Source organism: Xanthomonas sp. WHRI 6108, from assembly GCF_040202385.2.
Classification (GTDB): Bacteria; Pseudomonadota; Gammaproteobacteria; order Xanthomonadales; family Xanthomonadaceae; genus Xanthomonas; species Xanthomonas arboricola.
This window is the reverse complement of the sequence record NZ_CP168198.1, coordinates 1038892-1056314: the sequence shown is the minus strand read 5'-3', so window position 1 is coordinate 1056314 and position 17423 is coordinate 1038892. Positions and strand designations below refer to the sequence as shown.

General features: G+C 68.3%; 17 protein-coding genes. 9 read left to right on the top strand and 8 right to left on the bottom strand.

The window, feature by feature from the left end; translation table 11 throughout:
- Positions 1-26: 26 nt before the first annotated feature.
- On the bottom strand, positions 27-1112 hold the full coding sequence (locus tag ABQ039_RS04480; protein WP_039523741.1) for a branched-chain amino acid aminotransferase: 1086 nt from the start codon (positions 1110-1112) through the stop codon (positions 27-29).
- A gap of 64 nt (positions 1113-1176) precedes the next feature.
- Positions 1177-1731 carry a putative Fe-S cluster assembly protein SufT gene (gene sufT / locus ABQ039_RS04475; RefSeq protein ID WP_016900709.1) on the bottom strand — a complete coding sequence of 185 codons (555 nt, stop codon included), beginning with the start codon at positions 1729-1731 and terminating at the stop codon, positions 1177-1179.
- 174 nt (positions 1732-1905) lie between these two features.
- On the opposite strand from sufT, the gene ABQ039_RS04470 reads away from it, so the two are divergent.
- Entirely contained in the window at positions 1906-2325 is a 420-nt protein-coding gene (locus ABQ039_RS04470) for a hypothetical protein (protein ID WP_024940819.1), read from the top strand.
- 805 nt (positions 2326-3130) lie between these two features.
- Here ABQ039_RS04470 and ABQ039_RS04465 read toward each other — a convergent pair.
- Both ABQ039_RS04465 and ABQ039_RS04460 read right to left on the bottom strand, forming a co-directional pair.
- The gene (locus ABQ039_RS04465; protein ID WP_016900711.1) at positions 3131-4588 is read right to left on the bottom strand and encodes an NAD(P)(+) transhydrogenase (Re/Si-specific) subunit beta; all 1458 of its coding nucleotides are present in this window, start codon (positions 4586-4588) and stop codon (positions 3131-3133) included.
- A complete protein-coding gene (locus ABQ039_RS04460; RefSeq protein WP_046346232.1) occupies positions 4585-4890 on the bottom strand; it encodes an NAD(P) transhydrogenase subunit alpha in 306 nt (101 codons plus the stop codon). Before ABQ039_RS04460 ends, ABQ039_RS04465 begins: the two co-directional genes overlap by 4 nt.
- A 123-nt stretch (positions 4891-5013) precedes the next feature.
- Between ABQ039_RS04460 and ABQ039_RS04455 the strand changes: the two genes are divergently transcribed.
- The 3 genes from ABQ039_RS04455 to ABQ039_RS04445 are packed head-to-tail and all read left to right on the top strand — an operon-like array spanning position 5014 to position 6415.
- Entirely contained in the window at positions 5014-5577 is a 564-nt protein-coding gene (locus ABQ039_RS04455) for an RNA polymerase sigma factor (protein ID WP_046345793.1), read from the top strand.
- Positions 5574-5918, top strand: coding sequence for a hypothetical protein (locus ABQ039_RS04450; protein ID WP_349778210.1), 345 nt, complete (start codon positions 5574-5576; stop codon positions 5916-5918). Before ABQ039_RS04455 ends, ABQ039_RS04450 begins: the two co-directional genes overlap by 4 nt.
- A gap of 5 nt (positions 5919-5923) precedes the next feature.
- A complete protein-coding gene (locus tag ABQ039_RS04445; protein WP_046345791.1) occupies positions 5924-6415 on the top strand; it encodes a DUF3106 domain-containing protein in 492 nt (163 codons plus the stop codon).
- 212 nt (positions 6416-6627) lie between these two features.
- Here the strand turns inward: ABQ039_RS04445 and ABQ039_RS04440 are convergent, their stop codons facing one another.
- Together ABQ039_RS04440 and ABQ039_RS04435 are read right to left on the bottom strand one after the other, a co-directional pair.
- Entirely contained in the window at positions 6628-7719 is a 1092-nt protein-coding gene (locus ABQ039_RS04440) for an NAD(P) transhydrogenase subunit alpha (protein WP_349778209.1), read from the bottom strand.
- 60 nt (positions 7720-7779) lie between these two features.
- Positions 7780-8376, bottom strand: a complete 597-nt coding sequence (locus ABQ039_RS04435) for a TetR/AcrR family transcriptional regulator (protein WP_104593914.1) — start codon at positions 8374-8376, stop codon at positions 7780-7782.
- Between the two features lie 134 nt (positions 8377-8510).
- Between ABQ039_RS04435 and ABQ039_RS04430 the strand changes: the two genes are divergently transcribed.
- Complete coding sequence (locus ABQ039_RS04430) at positions 8511-9374, top strand: alpha/beta hydrolase (protein ID WP_046345788.1); 864 nt, start codon at positions 8511-8513, stop codon at positions 9372-9374.
- 38 nt (positions 9375-9412) lie between these two features.
- Here the strand turns inward: ABQ039_RS04430 and ABQ039_RS04425 are convergent, their stop codons facing one another.
- Positions 9413-11770, bottom strand: coding sequence for a DUF1631 domain-containing protein (locus tag ABQ039_RS04425; RefSeq protein ID WP_054591339.1), 2358 nt, complete (start codon positions 11768-11770; stop codon positions 9413-9415).
- A 222-nt stretch (positions 11771-11992) separates the two neighbouring features.
- Positions 11993-14239, bottom strand: coding sequence for a DUF1631 domain-containing protein (locus ABQ039_RS04420; RefSeq protein WP_184610372.1), 2247 nt, complete (start codon positions 14237-14239; stop codon positions 11993-11995).
- A 130-nt stretch (positions 14240-14369) separates the two neighbouring features.
- On the opposite strand from ABQ039_RS04420, the gene ABQ039_RS04415 reads away from it, so the two are divergent.
- The 4 genes from ABQ039_RS04415 to ABQ039_RS04400 are packed head-to-tail and all read left to right on the top strand — an operon-like array spanning position 14370 to position 17254.
- Complete coding sequence (locus tag ABQ039_RS04415; RefSeq protein ID WP_039514249.1) at positions 14370-14945, top strand: nitroreductase; 576 nt, start codon at positions 14370-14372, stop codon at positions 14943-14945.
- Complete coding sequence (locus ABQ039_RS04410; protein WP_184610370.1) at positions 14942-15928, top strand: 5'-3' exonuclease H3TH domain-containing protein; 987 nt, start codon at positions 14942-14944, stop codon at positions 15926-15928. Before ABQ039_RS04415 ends, ABQ039_RS04410 begins: the two co-directional genes overlap by 4 nt.
- Positions 15925-16476: an NUDIX hydrolase gene (locus ABQ039_RS04405; RefSeq protein WP_005988855.1), complete on the top strand. Its 552-nt coding sequence runs from the start codon at positions 15925-15927 to the stop codon at positions 16474-16476. The genes ABQ039_RS04410 and ABQ039_RS04405 overlap by 4 nt, the downstream gene beginning before the upstream one ends.
- The gene (locus ABQ039_RS04400) at positions 16469-17254 is read left to right on the top strand and encodes an N-formylglutamate amidohydrolase (RefSeq protein ID WP_184610368.1); all 786 of its coding nucleotides are present in this window, start codon (positions 16469-16471) and stop codon (positions 17252-17254) included. The genes ABQ039_RS04405 and ABQ039_RS04400 overlap by 8 nt, the downstream gene beginning before the upstream one ends.
- The last annotated feature ends 169 nt before the right edge of the window (positions 17255-17423 follow it).

Genomic DNA, 17423 nt, shown 5'->3' with positions numbered 1-17423 from the left:
GGCCTTTTTTGACGCGATGCGCTGGCTCAGGACAGACGCACCAGCCAACCGTGGCGGTCCGGGACGCGCCCGTACTGGATGTCGGTCAGCTCCTGGCGCAGCGACATGGTCACCTCGCCGGCCGGTGCGGAGAGATCGCCGACCGCAAAGCCATCGCCCTTCAGCTCGCCGATCGGGGTGACCACGGCAGCGGTGCCGCAGGCGAACACCTCGGTGATCTCGCCCGACGCCACGCCCTGCTTCCACTCGTCGATGGCGACCTTGCGCTCGATCACCTGCATGCCGCGATCGCGGGCCAGTTGCAGGATGCTGTCGCGGGTGATGCCTTCCAGGATGCTGCCGGACAGTTCCGGCGTCACCAGCGTGCCGTCCTTGTAGACCAGGAACACGTTCATGCCGCCCAGTTCTTCGATGTATTTGCCTTCCACCGGGTCCAGGAACAGCACCTGCGAGCAGCCTTGCGCATAGGCCTTCTGCTGCGGCAGCAGCGAGGCGGCATAGTTACCGCCGCACTTGGCCGCACCGGTGCCGCCCTTGGCCGCACGTGCGTACTCGGTGGACAACCAGATCGACACCGGTGCCACGCCCTTGGCGAAATACGGACCGGCGGGACTTGCGATGACGTAGTACGAGGCCTTGTGCGCCGCACGCACGCCCAGGAACGCCTCGTCGGCAATCATGAACGGGCGGAAGTACAGGCTGGTTTCCGGGGCCGACGGCACCCAGCTCGCATCCACCGCCACCAGCTGGCGCAGCGATTCGACGAACAGGTCCACCGGCAGTTCCGGCAGCGCCAGCCGCCGCGCCGAGCGCTGCAGCCGCTCGCCATTAGCCTGCGGGCGAAAGGTCCAGATCGAGCCGTCGGCATGCCGGTAGGCCTTGATGCCTTCGAAGATTTCCTGGCCGTAATGCAGCACCGAGGCGGCCGGATCCAGCTGCAGCGGGCCATACGCGCGTACCTGCGCGTCGTGCCAACCGAGCTCGTTGGTCCAGGAAATGGCGACCATGTGGTCGGTGAAATGCAGCCCGAAGCCGGGCGCGGCCAGGATCACGGACAGCTCGTCGGCACTGCGCGGCGACGGGGAACGGGTGGAAGCGAAGGACACGGACACCGGAAGATTCCTGTATGGCGGGCGAAAGGACGCGGCGCCACCTCTTGGACATGGCGCCTGACGATCAGAGCATGCCGGTCTCGAGACGGGCTGCTTCGGACATCATATGCCGGCCCCACGGCGGGTCGAAGACCAGCTCGACGTCGGCCTCGGCAATGGTCGGGATCATCTCCACCTTGCTGCGCACGTCGTCGACTAGGATCTCGCCCATGCCGCAACCAGGCGCGGTGAGGGTCATCTTGACGTCCACCCGGCGCTGATCGTCTTCCTCGCGATGGCTGACCACCGCCTCGTAGACCAGGCCCAGATCGACGATGTTGAACGGGATCTCGGGGTCGAAACAGGTGCGCAACTGCTGCCACACCAGTGCCTCCACCTCTTCGTCGCTGGCATCGGCGGGCAATTCCAGCCCCGGCGGGGCCTCCTTGCCGATCGCATCGCCATCCTTGCCGGCAATGCGGAACAGGTTGCCTTCGACAAAGACCGTATAGCTGCCACCCAGCGCCTGGGTGATATAGCCGTAACTGCCTGCGGGCAGGGTCACCGAATCGCCCTGCGGCACCATGACGGCATCGCAATCGCGTTCGAACTGGACGGGTTCGCTGCTACGGGAGTACATGGGCTGGATATGGGGCCGCGGCGGATGCGCGCAAGTCCGCCATTCTAGCCGACCACGGCAAGGCCGCTGCCGTTGCGGGATGGAGCCGGCGACGACGCTGCATTCCATCGGCGCGTCCATCACCGCGCAAAGTACATCGCGCGCTTTATCATGTGCGCACTGTCAGGAGCTCCAATGCCGCCTACCACCGCGTCCGCCAGAACCGCCCACTGGCTCTGGCCCCCGCTCCTGCTGCTGGGATGCGTCACCGCCCTGATCGCCTGGATGCTCATCGCGCTCGCGCTGGGCAACCAGGCCGGCTGGATGGCGGTGCTGGTGGCGCTGGAAATCGTCTGGATGCTGCGCCTGGGCACGCTGGGCGCCGGTCCCTTGCGCATCGGCATCGCGGTCGTGGCGACCGCGCTGATCATCGTCGGCGCCAACTGGGGCATCGCCTCGGCGCAGCTGGGTGGCGCACTGGGCCTGGACCCGTGGACCTCGGCACAGAAGATGGGCACCGGGCTGGCCTGGACCCTGCTGCAACTGGCCAACAACGGCTTCGACCTGCTGTGCTATGCCGCCGCGCTGGTCCTGGCGTGGTGGGCGGCGCGCTGAGTCGGACGCGTTCGCAACGGCTGCCAACAGGCATCCGTTAAAGCTGATACTTCATGTGCACAGCTCAAGCCACGCCGCTCCTGCTTAGCGCTGGCGCTTTATTTTCCTGACGCAGCGATTTCCGGGGAGCTCTGCGGCTTGGCTGCGGGGCCCTCGACGCTGCGAGTTTGCTGCAGGGCCCTTGCCGGCCCACCATCGCAGGACACGCCGCAAGTACGTCCATGTAGGCTCTTACGCGGCATCCATGCCGCGTAAGGTCCCGCGACGATGGGCGGGCAAGGACCAAGCGAGATGGTCGGTGCGCTGGTGCAAGCAATGCATGGTGTGCGTTGTCCGGATCACCGTGCGTTTGATCGGCTTCCCAAGCGCAAGCCGAGTAACCGGCAGCGGCTCAACAAGGCAACCTACAAACTTTTCAGTGTCCCAATGCAAAACGCAACCGAAAGCAGTTTTGCAACTGACCACCGACCAACTTCCTGGTGCGGTGTCCTTGCCGGTTGCGGGACCCTTGGCGGCATGGATGCCGCCAAGGAGCCTCCACGGACGGATTCACGGCGTGTCCCGCAAGCGGTAAGGGCACCGCGCACTCGAAGAGCCGAGCGTTTGACTGTCACTAAGCACTGCTGTGACTCAAAAGCTCGGTGGCTTGTTTCGGGCTGGCTGATAAGACTGGCCGGATGGTGCGGATAGAGCGTTCGTGAAGCAGCCGATCTGCGGCTCAGCTGCAAGGAACTGGCAGCGAAAACACCGCCCCCTCGACCAAGTGGCTTCGCAAATTCATCCGCCAAGTCAGCCGCACGACACCTCAGTGCCCGCCCCCGTCCAGCGCCTTCAGCTCGCTGACCAGCGCGCCGGCCGCTTCCGCGCCATCGCCGTACAGCATGCGGGTGTTGTCGGCGTAGAACAGCGCATTCTCGATGCCGGCAAAGCCGGTGCCCTTGCCGCGCTTGATCACTACCGTGTTCTTCGAATTGACCACGTCCAGGATCGGCATGCCGTAGATCGGGCTGGCCGGGTCGGTCCTGGCCACCGGGTTGACCACGTCGTTGGCGCCGATCACCAGCGACACGTCGGTGCTGGCGAACTCGGGGTTGATGTCGTCCATGTCGGCGATCAGGTCGTAGGGCACGCCGGCTTCGGCCAGCAGCACGTTCATGTGCCCGGGCATGCGCCCGGCGACCGGGTGGATTGCGAACTTCACCTTGACCCCGCGCGCGATCAGCCGCTGCGCCAGCTCCCAGATCTTGTGCTGCGCCTGTGCCACCGCCATGCCGTAGCCGGGCACGATCACCACCCGCTCGGCGAACGCCATCATCGCCGCCACGTCGCCGGCCTCGATCGGCTTCTGCGCTCCGGCGATCTCCTGCGCCTGCCCGCCGCCGCCGAAGTTGGAAAACAGCACGCCGCTGATCGGCCGGTTCATCGCCTTGGCCATCAGGCGCGTCAGCAGGATGCCGGCCGCGCCGACCATCATGCCGGCGATGATCAGCGCCTCGTTGCCCAGCACATAGCCTTCGAAAGCCACCGCCAGGCCGGTGAATGCGTTGTACAGCGAGATCACCACCGGCATGTCGGCACCGCCGATCGGCAGCGTCATCAACACGCCCAGCGCCAGCGCCACCACGAAGAAGGCGATGATCGCCAGCGGCTGCAGGCTGCTGGCCGCCCAGATGCCGAGCACCAGCACCGCCAGCGCCACCAGCAGATTGAAGGCCTGCTGGCCCGCAAAGGTCACCCGACGGTCGAGCCGGCCATCCAACTTGGCCCAGGCCACGATCGACCCGGACAGCGACACTGCGCCGATCGCCGAGCCCACCACCGCCAGCACCACCGTGGTGGTGTCCGGCCGCCGCGCCGCCAGTTCGGCGATCGCCTGGGCGCTCCAGTGGGTGGTGTCGCGGTTGGCGAAGAAGGCAAAGCGCAGCAACTCCACCGCCCCGATCGCCGCCGCCGAGCCGCCGCCCATGCCGTTGTACAAGGCCACCATCTGCGGCATGTCGGTGATGGCGACCTTCCTGGCCGACCACCACGCCACCCCGGTTCCGATCGCCAGCGCGGCCAGGATCAGCGGCACGTTATGCAGCTCGGGCAGGAAGAATGTCGCCACCGTGGCGATCAGCATGCCCAGCCCGGCCCAGCGGATGCCGCTGCGCGCGGTCAGCGGCGACGCCATGCGCTGCAGCCCGAGCAGGAACAAGGTCGCCGCGACCAGATAGCTGGACTTCACCAGCCATGCCAGCAGCTCGGCAGTGGAGACGTTCATGGCGCGTCCCCGCCCGACGGCTTCTTGCTGGACTTGAACATGTCCAGCATCCGCTCGGTCACCACGTAACCACCGGCCGCATTGCCCGCACCCAGCATCACCGCGACAAATCCCAGCGCCTTTTCCAGCGTGGTATCGGCATGCCCCAGCACCACCATCGCACCGATCAGCACGATGCCGTGGATGAAGTTGGAGCCGGACATCAGCGGGGTATGCAGGATCACCGGCACCCGCGAGATGATCACGTGGCCGGCAATGGCCGCCAGCATGAAGATGTACAGCGCTACGAATCCGTCGCTCATCGTCGTTCGCTCCACTGGCCGGTGCGGCCCGCCGATCATACCCACGCCGTGCGCGCCCGGGCGCGTGTCAACCGAATCAGCACTCGCCCGTTGACGTCGTATCGTCTCCGCGGAAGCTACGCTGTGCTGGTGGGAACCCCTTTCGATCCGCAACCTGCCGCACCGGCCGCCACCGTGCCGGTTTCGCTGGACGCCTTCCTGGCCGGCATCGGCCCGCGTGCGTTCCGCTTTGCCGAGGCCGGCCTGCGTCACCGCGAAGATGCGCTGGACGCCGTGCAGGACGCCATGGTGAAGCTGCTCGGCTACCGCGAGCGCCCGGCCGCCGAATGGACGCCGCTGTTCTGGAGCATCCTGCGCAGCCGCATCATCGACCTGCAGCGCAGGCGCAGCTTTCGCCTGAAGTTCTGGGCGCCGGCCGAACGCGCCGACGACGAGGGCACCATCGACTGGGCCGACCCCGGCACCGGCCCGGTGGACGAACAACAGCATCAACAGGCCTACCAACGGCTGGTCGAGGCCTTGCGCAACCTGCCTGCGCGCCAGCGCGAAGCGTTCACGCTGCGCGTGCTGGAAGACCTGGACGTGGCCACCACCGCCAAGGCGATGGGCTGCTCGGAAGGCTCGGTCAAAACCCACCTGTCGCGTGCGCGCGACGCGTTGCAAAAACAGTTCGAGGATTTCCTGTGAACCGCTCCCACGACCCGGCCCAGCTGGATGCGCACCTGCGCCAGCTGCATGCCTCCGCACTGACCAGCCTGCCGCCGCAGACCCTGGCGCGCCTGCGCCAGGCCCGTCATGCGGCCGCTCCCACGCGCGCCCGGCGCGGCTACTGGTTGCTGGCGACCGCGTGTTCCGGCCTGCTGGCGGTCGGCATCGGCCTGCAGCTGCGTCCTGGCGAGCGCACCTCGCCGGACCGCGCCCCGACCCAGGCGGTCGCCGGCACCACCACCGATACCGACGACATGCTGACCCAGAATCCGGACCTGTACGTCTGGCTGGGGTCCGATACCGCCCTGGCCATGGAATAAGCACGATGACCCGCACCACCCGCCTGTTGTTGACCCTGCTGCTGTGCGCCGCGCCCTGCGCGTCCCTGCTGGCCCAGGCCCATTCCCCCGGACCGCCGGGACCGCCGCCACCGGATGGCCCCGGCCCGCGAGGACCCGGACCGCGCGAGGCAGACACGCCGATGCCCGAGTGGGACAAGCTCACCCAGCAGCAGCGGCAGGTGCTGATCGATGCGCTGCGCGAACGCTGGAACGATGTGCCGGAAGAACGCCCGCGCATGTATCGCCATGCGCGCCGCTGGCTGGACATGACCCCGGAGCAGCGCAAACAGGCCAAGGCCGGCATGGACCGCTTCCGCAACATGAGCCCTGAGCAACGCCGCGAGGCCAAGGCCCTATTCGAACGCATGCGCACGCTCAACCAGCAACAACGCAATGAGCTGCAGCAACGCTGGCAGAAGATGAGCCCGGCCGAACGCAGCACCTGGCTGCACGAGCATCCGCCCACCGACGATTGACGCAGCGCTGCAGCGGCGGATGCAGCACGCCAGCGCACGGGCGGCATCCCGGTCACAGACGAACATGCGCGCAGCCCCCGTAGGAGCGCGCTGGCGCGCGATGGAGCATTACAGACAAGCGCCATCGCGCGACGGAGCGTTACCGATAAAGCGCCATCGCGCGCCAGCGCGCTCCTACCCGCCAGTGCGCAAGGCGCATGGGCTCGGCGGGGCTACGCAGTCGCTGGCGCCGACCAGCGTGTCTTGGCCAGCAGTTCGTCGTCCCAGTCGAACGACAGCGCGCCATCCTTGATCAGCAATGCGGCGAACGCGTAGACGTTGCGCGCAAACATCTCGCTGGCGTGCACCGCGCCCTGGCTGGCCAGGTTGAGCGGCCCGGCGATCACCACGCCGTCGCGCTCATAGGTATCGCCGGGCCGGGTGGCAGCGCAATTGCCGCCGGTTTCCGCGGCCAGATCGACGATCACGCTGCCGGCGCGCATGCCGTGCAGCATCTCCGTGCTCAGGATCTTCGGCGCCGGCCGGCCGGGCACGGCGGCGGTGCAGACCACCACGTCCACGCCTTTGAGGTGTTCGGCCAGCCGGCGTTGCTGTTCGGCGCGTTCATCGTCGGTGAGCTGGCGCGCATAACCGCCCTCGCCGGCCGCGCTCACGCCCAGATCCAGGAAGCGCGCGCCCAGCGAGGCGATCTGCTCGCGCGTTTCCGGGCGCACATCGAAGCCTTCGACCTGCGCGCCCAGCCGCCTGGCGGTGGCGATCGCCTGCAGCCCGGCCACGCCCGCACCGATCACTAGCACCTTGCACGGGCGCATGGTGCCGGCGGCGGTGGTCAGCATCGGAAAGAAACGCGGCGCCAGCTGCGCGGCGATCAGCACGGCCTTGTAGCCGGCCATACCGGCTTGCGAACTCAAGACGTCCATCGATTGCGCACGTGTGGTGCGCGGCAGGCGCTCCAGCGGAAACGCGACCAGCGCAGCGGTGGCGATCGCCTGCGCACGTGCCGGGTCGGCGTCCGGCGCCAGCATGCCGATCAGCACGGCGTGGGGCCTGCATTGCTGCAGCAGTTCGGTGGGCGGTGCCTGCACGCTCAGCAGCACTTCGGCCTGCGCCAGCGTGTCTGCCGTGGCGAGCTGCGCCCCGGCCTGCAGATACGCGGCGTCGGCCATGCTGCTGGCACAGCCGGCGCCGGGCTCGATCCACACGCTGGCGCCGAGCGCGACCAGTTTCCTGACCGTTTCCGGCGTGGCGGCGACACGGCGCTCGCCTGCCGCGTGTTCTTTCAGCACCAGCACCTGCACAGCCATGGCTTGCTCCGCTCGCGCGCCTGTCGTCGCGGCGATGCTAGCAGAGCGCAGCAGCCACGCTCAGGGCGTCAGCAAGGCCGGCAGCATCGGGGCGAGCAACTGTTCGGGCGGCGCCAGCGCCACCGCTTCGGTGCGGTGGTCGATGGCCAGACACGCATAACCATGCGCCGCGCTCCAGGCCAGCAACACCCGTTGATGCAGCAGGTGCGCATCCGGCGCACTGCCGTGCCGGGCCAGCCAGGCCGCATGCAGGGCATCGCGCAGGCAGGCCATTGCCGCATCGGTGGCTGCCAGCAGGCGCGGCAGGCTGCGTCGCTGCGGCTCCAGGCTCTGCATCAGGCGAAACTGCTGCGGGTAGGCGATGGCGAACCGGATGTAGCCCAGGCCGCCACCCAGCAGTGGGTCGACCTCGCGCTGGGCCTGCACGATCCACTCGACCATGCATTCGTAACCATCTGCGACCAGTTCCACCACCAGGCCTTCCAGCGAGCCAAAGTGATGTGCCGGTGCGGCATGCGAAACGCCCGCACGGCGGGCGCACTCGCGCAGGCTCAGCCCGCGCGGACCCGATTCGCCGACGATCTCCCAGGCCGCGCGGCGCAGGGCGGCGGGCAGATCGCCGTGGTGATACGTGGCTGACTTCGGCACGTGGGACATGGCGGCTTCGCAAATCGGGATGTCATTGGAGCAGGGAATCTTGACGCTGACAAGATTGAAGGTGCAGACTCGCCCCCGCATCTTGCCAGCGTCAAGATCGGCGCCGGATGCAGCCCCTCCCAGTGAGTTTTTTCATGGCCAAGGCATTCTCCCGCTGGCGCATGCGCCTGACCCGCACGTTGTTCGGGTCGGCCAGCCGCCTGGCTCCCGGGCCGACCGGCCGCCTGCTGGCGCGCCGCTTCGTGACGCCGGATGCGGCATCGCGCCGGCATGCCGCATCCACCCTGGCGACGCTGTCCGACGTGGGCCGCGACAGCCTGTCCATCGATGGCATCGAGATCGCGGTGTATGTCTGGGGCGATCCGGCGCAGCAACCGTATGTGCTGCTCTCCCACGGCTGGTCCAGCTATGGCCTGCGCTTTGCCGCCTGGGTGCCACGGCTGCAGGCGCTGGGCTACGCGGTGGTGGCCTTCGACCAGGCCGGGCACGGCTTGAGCGGTGGGCGCATCAGCTACATGCCGCACTTTGTCGAGGTGCTGCGCCGGATCGGGCGGCGCTTCGGCCGGCCGGCGGCCTTCATCGGTCATTCGCTGGGTTCGGCATCGGTCGTGTTCGCCGATGAAGCGGCCTGGCAGCCGGCGCGCTACGTGCTGATCGCGCCATTGCTGGCCCCGGCCGAGACCGCACGTCGCCAGTTCCGCGCCTTTGGCATCGCGGCCAAGACCTTCGTTCCGTTCGAGAACCTGCTGCATGCGATCACCGGCAAACGCTTTGCCGATTTCGATGCGTCCCCGCATCTGCCGCGTTTCCAGCGCCCGGCCCTGATCATCCATGACCGCCGCGACCGCGAGACGCCCTGGGACGAAGGCGCGCGTTTTGCGGCGCTGTGGCCGCAGGCGCAATTGCTGACCACCGAAGGCCTGGGGCACAACCGCATGGTCGACCATGCCTCGGTCATCGAAGCGGCGCTGGACTTTATCGGCCCGGCGCGGGCCTGAGCGTACCGCGATGCGGCAAGCGCATCGCGCGGCACCCGCTAGTGCACGGTGCTGTTGTGCAACGGATCCAGGCGGTCGATGACGCCCTGCATGGCGCTGTCGAAAGCGCCGTCGTTGATGTGTTCGCGCAGCCGGCCCAGGCGCACCATCACCGCCAGTTCTTCCGGCGAGGCGACGCAGAAGCGTACGCCGCGGCGATTGACGAACAGCAGCCGCTGCGAGATCGGGCTCACCCACGACAGCTTGCCCGCCTGCACCTTGCCGTCCTTGTCGACGAAATCCAGCCAGGTGCCGATATCCATCGCACGGAAACGCTCGGCATCGGCGCTGTCGATGCTCTGCGCCACCGCCTCGGCCCCCAGCACCACGCTGACGCTTTCGGCAGCCGGCGGCGGCAGGTTGACCTGCGGCAGTTCCGGCAAGGCCTTTTCCAGCTCCGGGCGCGCTTCGGCGATGGCCTGCAAGGTGTCGTGCAATGCGGTGATCGCCACCACCACCGCATCGCCATGCAGGCCGACGCTGGCAAATACGCGATGCAGGGCCGGCTGCCAGACCTGCAGCCACGGCTTGCCGACGATGTGGCGACGTGCCTCGGCCAGTTCTTCCAGCACGCCATCGGCCAGGGCCAGTGCCTCGACGGTGCCCGGACCTTCCTCACCGTCGCGCAGGATCGCCATGGTCAGATGGTGCAGCCACGGCTGACGCAGGAAATCCTCCACGGCCCTGGGCAGCGGCGTGCCGGCCTGCGTGCGCTGTTCCAACTCCGACAGCGCGCGGCTGCGTGCCAGCTCGAGCTTTTCCTGGCCGCGCTGGGTTTCGGTGGCGCGCCGCTCGGCAATTTCCACCCGGCGCCGATGCTGCGATAGGAAATCGCGGAATTCCTCTTCCAGGGTCAGGAAGATCGCCAGGTTCTCGTTGAATTCGGCCACCAGGCGGTCGACGATTTCCTCGACCTTGCCCATCAGCACACGCTCGGCAGCGCTGTCGCCGGTGTTGCCTTCGCAGGCCTCGGCCAGCGAATTGAGCAGGCGCCGCGCGGGATGGGTCTTCTGCACGAACATCTTGCGGTCCAGCAGCGCGACCTTGACGAAGGGCACCACCAGCCGGCCGATCATTTCGCGCGAACGGTTTTCCAGATCGCGCTCGTCCAGCATCACGTCGAACAGCATGCCGACCAGGTCGATCGCATCCTCGTCCATCGGGTCCAGGCGCGCGGTCGCCGGGTCCACGCCCAGCCGCGTGGCGCTGGACAGCACTTCGTTCTTCAGCCGCTGCGCCAGCGACTCGGTGTCGTCGCCGATGGCCGCCTGCAGCGTCGCGCTCGGCGTGGCCTGCAGCAGCGACAGCACCGACATCATCTCGCGCTGGCTCAGCGGGCGTTGCTGGCCCACCGCCACCGATGCGGCAGAGGCGGTGTTGTCGCGCACGCTGCGGGTCTGCTGCAGCAGTTCGTGCAACGCTTCCAGCAACATGCCCTGGCTGCCGCCGGGGTGATCGGCCTCACCGCCATCCATGCCGCCGGCAGCGCCGCCACCGGCCTGGCCACGCTGGGCGGCGGCCTGCATGCGGCCGCGGCTGTGCGCCCAGCGGTCCAGGAAGCGGTTGGCCCAGGCCGGTGCGTACTGGTCGCTCTGGTCGTCGCCGCCGATGTCGGCAGCCGCGCCCTGGGCCTCGGCCTGGGCACGCTCTTCGGGCGTGTCGCCACGCGGCTGCACGCGCGGCGGCGGGCGCTTGGGCTGGGAGATTTCCGGCATGACCCCGGCCTTGGCCAGCGTCTCGTCCAGGCGCGCATACAGCTTGCCGATCGGCTCGGCCAGGTCGCGCTCGCACAGCTTGATCAGCACTAGGCGCACTTCCGGCGCCAGGTCGCAGGTGGCGAAAGCTTCGTGGATCGCCACGCCCAGATGTTCCGGACCGAGCGGGTTGGTGTCGGCCACCAGTTCCAGGCCGCCGGCGATCCAGCCCAGGCGGCGGTCCACCCGCGCCAGCACCTGCTTGAAGTCGCGCAGCAGCACCGTGGCCAGGTTGCGCACCGCCAGCCGCGATTCGAGCACGTGTTCGGGCACCAGACTCAGCGGGCCGGTGCCGATGTCGCCTGCCAGGACCACCTCGGCCGACAGCGGCTCGCCCAGCAACAACGCCTGCCAGCCGTCGTCCAGCTGCTGGCGGAACCGCGTGGCCACTTCGTCGCGCTTGCGGCGCAACTCGCGCATGCCGTCGAGAAACAACAACTGCGATGTGCCCGCGGATTCGGCGCGATCGAACAGCACATCGTCAAAGTGTGCGACTGCAGCGGCAAAAACCTGCGCGAGTGCGGGCACGAACACGGCGTGCGCCTGTTCGAGCAAGCGTTGGTCACGGCCCGGATGTCCCGACGGACTGGGCTGAAAAGTCATGCGCAAAGGCTCCCCGCCCCTGCAGGCGTGAAAATATTCAAACGAAAGAAAACAGACGCGGCCCCAAATTCCGCCACCGCATGGTAGGCGTTTCGCTCGTTTGTTAAGTGTGACGCAATTCGCACTTTAGTCGTGACCGCCCAGGGTTTGCGTGTCAGTCGGACATCCTAGCGTGCATCGCTGCGGTGGCGCTTGCCAGCGCGTATTAACCGCCTGCGGGGGTTAAGCCTTCAGCATGTGCGGCCGGTCCAGCGCATCGACGACATCCTGCATCGCGCTGTAGAACGCGTCCTCGTCGCGATGCAGACGCAGGCGGTCCAGCCACACCATCATCGCCAGTTCCTCCGGCGAGGACACGCACAGCCGCCCGCCGCGCCGGTTGACGAACATCAGCCGCCCGGAAATCGGGCTGATCCAGCACAACCTGCCGGCCTGCACACGGCCGTGCCGGTCGACGAACTCCAGGCAGGTGCCGAGCGCCATGCCGCGGAAGAAATCGGCGGTGACACGATCGAATTCCACCTGCGCAGTGACATCCAGCATCGGCGTCAGCGGCTCGCCGACCGGCTCGGCCGGACCGGGGCTGGGGCGCAGCGCGCTCAAGGTCGGCGCAAACAGGGCGGGATCCGGCGCTCCAGCAGCCGGCACCGATGACGTGGACAGCAGCGCGCGCTGCAGTTCCTGCAGGGCCAGCTCGGCGTCGCGTTGCGCCAGGCCGGCCAGCGCGAAAGCCTGCAGCAGCTGCGCACGCTGCGGCTCCAGCGCGGCGTCACCAGGCGCAGCACCCAGTTGCGCCAACACCGCATCGCCCAGGGCCACGGCCGCGTCCAAGGCCTGGCCGGTGCCGTCGCAACGCAACGCCACCTGTTGCACATACGGCTGCCAGACGCGGCCGAGGAAGTGCTCGACCAGCGGCGGCAGCGGCCCGCGCGCCAGGCGCTCTGCCAGCGCCTGCGCGGCAATGCTGCGTGCGGCTTCGCGGCGTTCTTCGGCGCGCTGCAATTCGCTGGCACGGCGCTCGGCGATTTCCACCCGGCGCCGATATTGTTCGTAGCTGGCGCCGAACTCGGCCTCCAGCGTCAGAAACAGCCCCGGATGCTCGTCGAAATCGCGCACCACCGTGTCGATCACCGCCTGCACCTGGCCGAGCAAGGCCTGCTCTGCCGCGGTTTCGCCGGCATTGCCATCGCAGGCGTCGACCAACAGGTTGAGCAGGCGGCGTGCGGGATGGCCGTCGCGCACGAACAGGTGGCCGTCCAGCATCGCCAGCTTGGCCATCGGCACCAGCAACTGGCCGAGCAGGCTGCGCTGCGCATCCGACAGATGGCTCTGCACCAGGATCGCGGCGAACAACAGGGCCACCAGATCCAGCGCGTCCTCGTCGTCGGGGTTGAGGCAGGTGGTGGCCGGATCTACCCCAAGCGCGGCGGCGGCGCGCCTGACCTGCTGCCGCAGGCCACATGCCAGGCCCGAATCGGTGCCGTCGATGGCATCGAAGCCGGCCGCAGGCATGGTCTGCAGCAGCGACAGCGCCGACACCACCTCGCGCGGCGACAGCAGGCGCTGCCCGGCAGGTGCGGGTGTGTCGCCATCGGGTTCGCGTTGGCGGCGTGCATGCTGCAGCAAATGGTGCAGGCCGGCCGGCAACAGCTCGCGGCCGCTGCGCAGATGCACGTCGATCGCCTCGACGCCAGCCAACGCGCCCTGCCCGCCCGACCAGTCGGCGAAGAAGCGTGCGATCCAGTCCGGCGTCTCGGCGGCCTGCTCGCCGGCGCCTTCGTCCTGGCGCGGAATGCCGCGCCGCCGGCTGCGCGGCTGCGGCAACTCGCGCAAGCGCGCCACCTGCGCCAGCGCCTGTTCCAGCGCGCCGTAGCGCTGGCCGACGCGTTCCATCAGGTGCTGCTCGCAGACCTTGATCACCGCCAGATGCGCCTTGGGCGCCAGCGTCACCCCCTGAAAGGCCTCGTACAGGGCCACGCCCAGATGCTCCGGCCCGAACGGATTGCTGTCGCCGTCGATACGCAGCCCGCCGGCAATGAAGCCCAGATAGCGATTGAGCCGCATCAGCTCCGTGCGCCACTGGTGCTGCAGCGCGCCGGCCAGGTTGCGCACCGCAAGGCGCACCTCCAGGTCCTGCTCGGGCAGCAGGGTCAGCCCGGCCGCACCGCGCCCCAGGCTGCGATCGGCCGACAACGGCCGCCCGGATTCCAGCCCCTGCCAGGCCTTGGCCAGATGCCCGCGGAAACGCGCGGTGATCGGCTCGCGCTGCTGCCGCACCGCCTGGATCGCTTCCAGGAAGTCGTTCTGGGCCGGGCCGGCATCGGCCGCCAGCCGGAACAGCGCCTCGGCCAATGTGTCCTGGAATTGGACAAATGCATCGGCCAGCGGCACCAGCACGATCTCGCGTACCTGATCGAGCAGCTGCGGATTGCGGCTGGGGAGCACGGGGGTGGATACGAACTGGGTCATCGGGCGGCGCACAGGACGAACATGGAAGGGATGTCACGACCGGGCCGGCATCGGCCCGCCACCCATGATGCGGCGGGCGTTGGGAAGGGCCCGTCTATAATTGCCTGCATCCTCGCCTCGACCCGGAATTATGCACGCACCGTATTCGCTCCAGGCGCTGGACGCGCGCCGCTCGGTCCCCTCCAAACAGCTGGGCGAACCCGGCCCGGATGAAGACACCCTGCTGCGCATGCTCACCTCGGCAGTGCGCGTGCCCGACCACGGCAAGCTGGTGCCGTTCCGCTTCTTGCGCATCAGCGGCGATGCCCGCCAGGCACTGGGCGATTTCCTGGCCGAGCGCAGCCTGGCCGCCGATCCGCTCACGCCGCCCGCCGCGGTCGAAAAAGACCGCAACCGTTTCAACGATGCGCCGCTGGTGATCGTGGTGATCGCCGCGCTGCGCCCCGGGCACAAGGTGCCCGAGCAGGAACAGCTGCTCACCGCCGGCTGCGTGTGTTTTGCGCTGCTGCAGGCCGCGCAGGCGCATGGCTTCGGTGCGCAGTGGCTGACCGCATGGATGGCCTACGACCCGGCGGTGACCGGCTATCTGGGCCTGGAGCAGAACGAGCGCATCGCCGGTTTCATCCATATCGGCACCCCGCGCCTGCAGGTGCCAGAGCGCGAACGCCCGGACCCGCGTGCGCTGCTGCGCGACTGGACCCCGTGACCACGCACGCCCCCGTGCTTGCAGGCGCGCCGGCAGCGATCAGCCGCCCGACCCCGCTGTATCTGGTCGATGCCAGCCTGTACGTGTTCCGCGCCTGGCATTCGATCCCGGACGAATTCCAGGATGCGCAAGGCTGGCCGACCAACGCCGTGCACGGCTTTGCGCGCTTCCTGCTCGACCTGCTCGAACGCGAGGATCCACAACACATCACCATCGCCTTCGACGAGGCGCTGGACAGCTGTTTTCGGCATGCGCTCTACCCGGCCTACAAGGGCAATCGCACCCCGGCACCGGATGCGTTGCGGCGCCAGTTCGCGCATTGCAAGGCGCTGTGCGCGGCATTGGGCCTGAGCGTGCTGGCGCACCGCGATTACGAGGCCGACGACCTGATCGGCAGCGCCTTGCACAGCGTGCGTGCGCACGGCCTGCGCGGGGTGATCGTGTCGGCCGACAAGGATCTGTCGCAGCTGCTGCTCGAACACGACGAGCAGTGGGATTACGCGCGCAACCTGCGTTGGGGCATGGACGGGGTCAAGGCGCGCCACGGCGTGCACGCCCATCAGATCGCCGACTACCTGGCGCTGTGCGGCGATGCGATCGACAACATTCCCGGCGTCACCGGCATCGGCGCCAAATCGGCGGCGGTCCTGCTGGCGCATTTCGGCAGCCTGGATGCCTTGCTGGAGCGCATCGACGAGATCCCGTTCCTGCGCCTGCGCGGCGCGGCGCAGATGGCCGCGCGCCTGCGCGAGCAACGCGAGCATGCGCTGCTGTGGCGTCAGCTCACCACCATCGCACTTGATGCGCCGCTGGCGCTGACCGATGCCGGTTTCACGCGCGCGCAAGCCGATACCGACATGCTGGCTGGATTGTGCGAGAGCCTGCGCTTCGGCCCGCTCACCCGGCGCCGGTTGCTGGCCGCCTGCGGCGGCGCGCCGTCACCGCGCACTCCCGTTTCCCTGGAACAAGGCCTGCATCCATGAACCGACACGACACCCCGCCCACCGTGGTCTACGAAGGCAAGTACCAGCGCATGGTCGTGCGCGGCACCTGGGAATATTCCGAACGCGTGCACGCCGGCGGCCTGGCCGCGATCATCGTGGCGGTGACCCCGGACGATGCAATGTTGTTCGTCGAACAGTTCCGCGTGCCGCTGCAGGCCCGCACCATCGAAATGCCGGCCGGCCTGGTCGGCGACGTGCATGCCGACGAGTCGATCGAGCTGTCGGCCATTCGCGAACTGGAAGAAGAAACCGGCTGGACCGCCGAGCACGCCGAAGTGCTGATGATCGGCCCGACCTCTGCCGGCGCCAGCAGCGAGAAGATCGCCTTCGTGCGCGCCACCGGGCTGCGCAAGGTCGGCGCCGGCGGCGGCGATGCCAGCGAAGACATCACCGTGCACGAGATCCCGCGCGCGCAGGTCGGCGCCTGGCTGGTGCAGAAGATGGCCGAGGGCTATCAGATGGATCCCAAGCTGTGGGCCGGGCTGTATCTGGTCGATCACGCACTGGACGGCACCCCGCGTGGCTGAAGCGACCGCTGCCCGCCTGCTCGGTGCCGACGATCCCGCACCGTTCAGCGTGCACAACCCGCAGGCCGCCTCGCCGTGGCTGCTGATCGCCGACCACGCCGGTCAGCGCGTGCCGGCGCGGCTGGACAATCTGGGCCTGCCGCAGCAGGAACTGAACCGCCATATCGGCTGGGATATCGGCATTGCCGAGGTCACCCGCCTGCTGGCCGATGCGCTGGATGCGGTCGCCATCGCGCAGACCTATTCGCGCCTGGTGATCGACTGCAATCGCCCGCATGCTTCGGCCACGCTGATGCCCGAGGTCAGCGACGGCACCTCGGTTCCGGGCAACCTGCAGCTGTCGGCCGACGATCGGCAGCAGCGCATCGATGCGATCTTTGCGCCGTACCACGCGCGCATTGCGGCGGAACTGGATGCACGCGCACAGCGCGGGCAACCCACCGTGCTGGTGTCGATGCACAGCTTCACGCCGATCATGGCCGGCAATGCACGGCCCTGGCATGCCGGCGTGCTGTACAACCGCGACACGCGGCTGGCGCACCGCCTGCTGCAGGCCTTGCGCGACGAGCCGGATCTGGTGGTTGGCGACAACCAGCCCTACGCGGTCAGCGACACCAGCGACTATGCGATTCCGGTCTACGGCGAAGGCCGCGGACTGCTGCATGTGGAGCTGGAACTGCGCCAGGACCTGATTGCCGATGCCGCCGGGCAACAGGCGTGGGCACAACGCCTGGCACGCATCCTGCCGCCGCTGGCGCAGGCACTGCTGCCGCACTGACTCCTACGGAGCATGCGGCGGCCGCGCTGATCCGCAGCCTCGGTGACGACGGTTGCCTCGTAGGAGCGCACCCGGGCGCGACAGGCCGTCCCGTTACCCTACGTCGCGCCCGGGTGCGCTCCTACCGCTGGCGCGCGAGCGCTGCTGCAGCTTCCCGTGCACGCTCGCG

Bases quoted from the DNA above. Each gene is read 5' to 3' on its own strand.
- ABQ039_RS04420 (WP_184610372.1), bottom strand. From the start codon at position 14,239: ATGACCCAGTTCGTATCCACCCCCGTGCTCCCCAGCCGCAATCCGCAG.
- ABQ039_RS04405 (WP_005988855.1), top strand. From the start codon at position 15,925: ATGAACCGACACGACACCCCGCCCACCGTGGTCTACGAAGGCAAGTAC.
- sufT (WP_016900709.1), bottom strand. From the start codon at position 1,731: ATGTACTCCCGTAGCAGCGAACCCGTCCAGTTCGAACGCGATTGCGAT.
- ABQ039_RS04445 (WP_046345791.1), top strand. From the start codon at position 5,924: ATGACCCGCACCACCCGCCTGTTGTTGACCCTGCTGCTGTGCGCCGCG.
- ABQ039_RS04415 (WP_039514249.1), top strand. From the start codon at position 14,370: ATGCACGCACCGTATTCGCTCCAGGCGCTGGACGCGCGCCGCTCGGTC.
- ABQ039_RS04430 (WP_046345788.1), top strand. From the start codon at position 8,511: ATGGCCAAGGCATTCTCCCGCTGGCGCATGCGCCTGACCCGCACGTTG.
- ABQ039_RS04460 (WP_046346232.1), bottom strand. From the start codon at position 4,890: ATGAGCGACGGATTCGTAGCGCTGTACATCTTCATGCTGGCGGCCATT.
- ABQ039_RS04425 (WP_054591339.1), bottom strand. From the start codon at position 11,770: ATGACTTTTCAGCCCAGTCCGTCGGGACATCCGGGCCGTGACCAACGC.
- ABQ039_RS04435 (WP_104593914.1), bottom strand. From the start codon at position 8,376: ATGTCCCACGTGCCGAAGTCAGCCACGTATCACCACGGCGATCTGCCC.
- ABQ039_RS04440 (WP_349778209.1), bottom strand. From the start codon at position 7,719: ATGGCTGTGCAGGTGCTGGTGCTGAAAGAACACGCGGCAGGCGAGCGC.
- ABQ039_RS04470 (WP_024940819.1), top strand. From the start codon at position 1,906: ATGCCGCCTACCACCGCGTCCGCCAGAACCGCCCACTGGCTCTGGCCC.
- ABQ039_RS04465 (WP_016900711.1), bottom strand. From the start codon at position 4,588: ATGAACGTCTCCACTGCCGAGCTGCTGGCATGGCTGGTGAAGTCCAGC.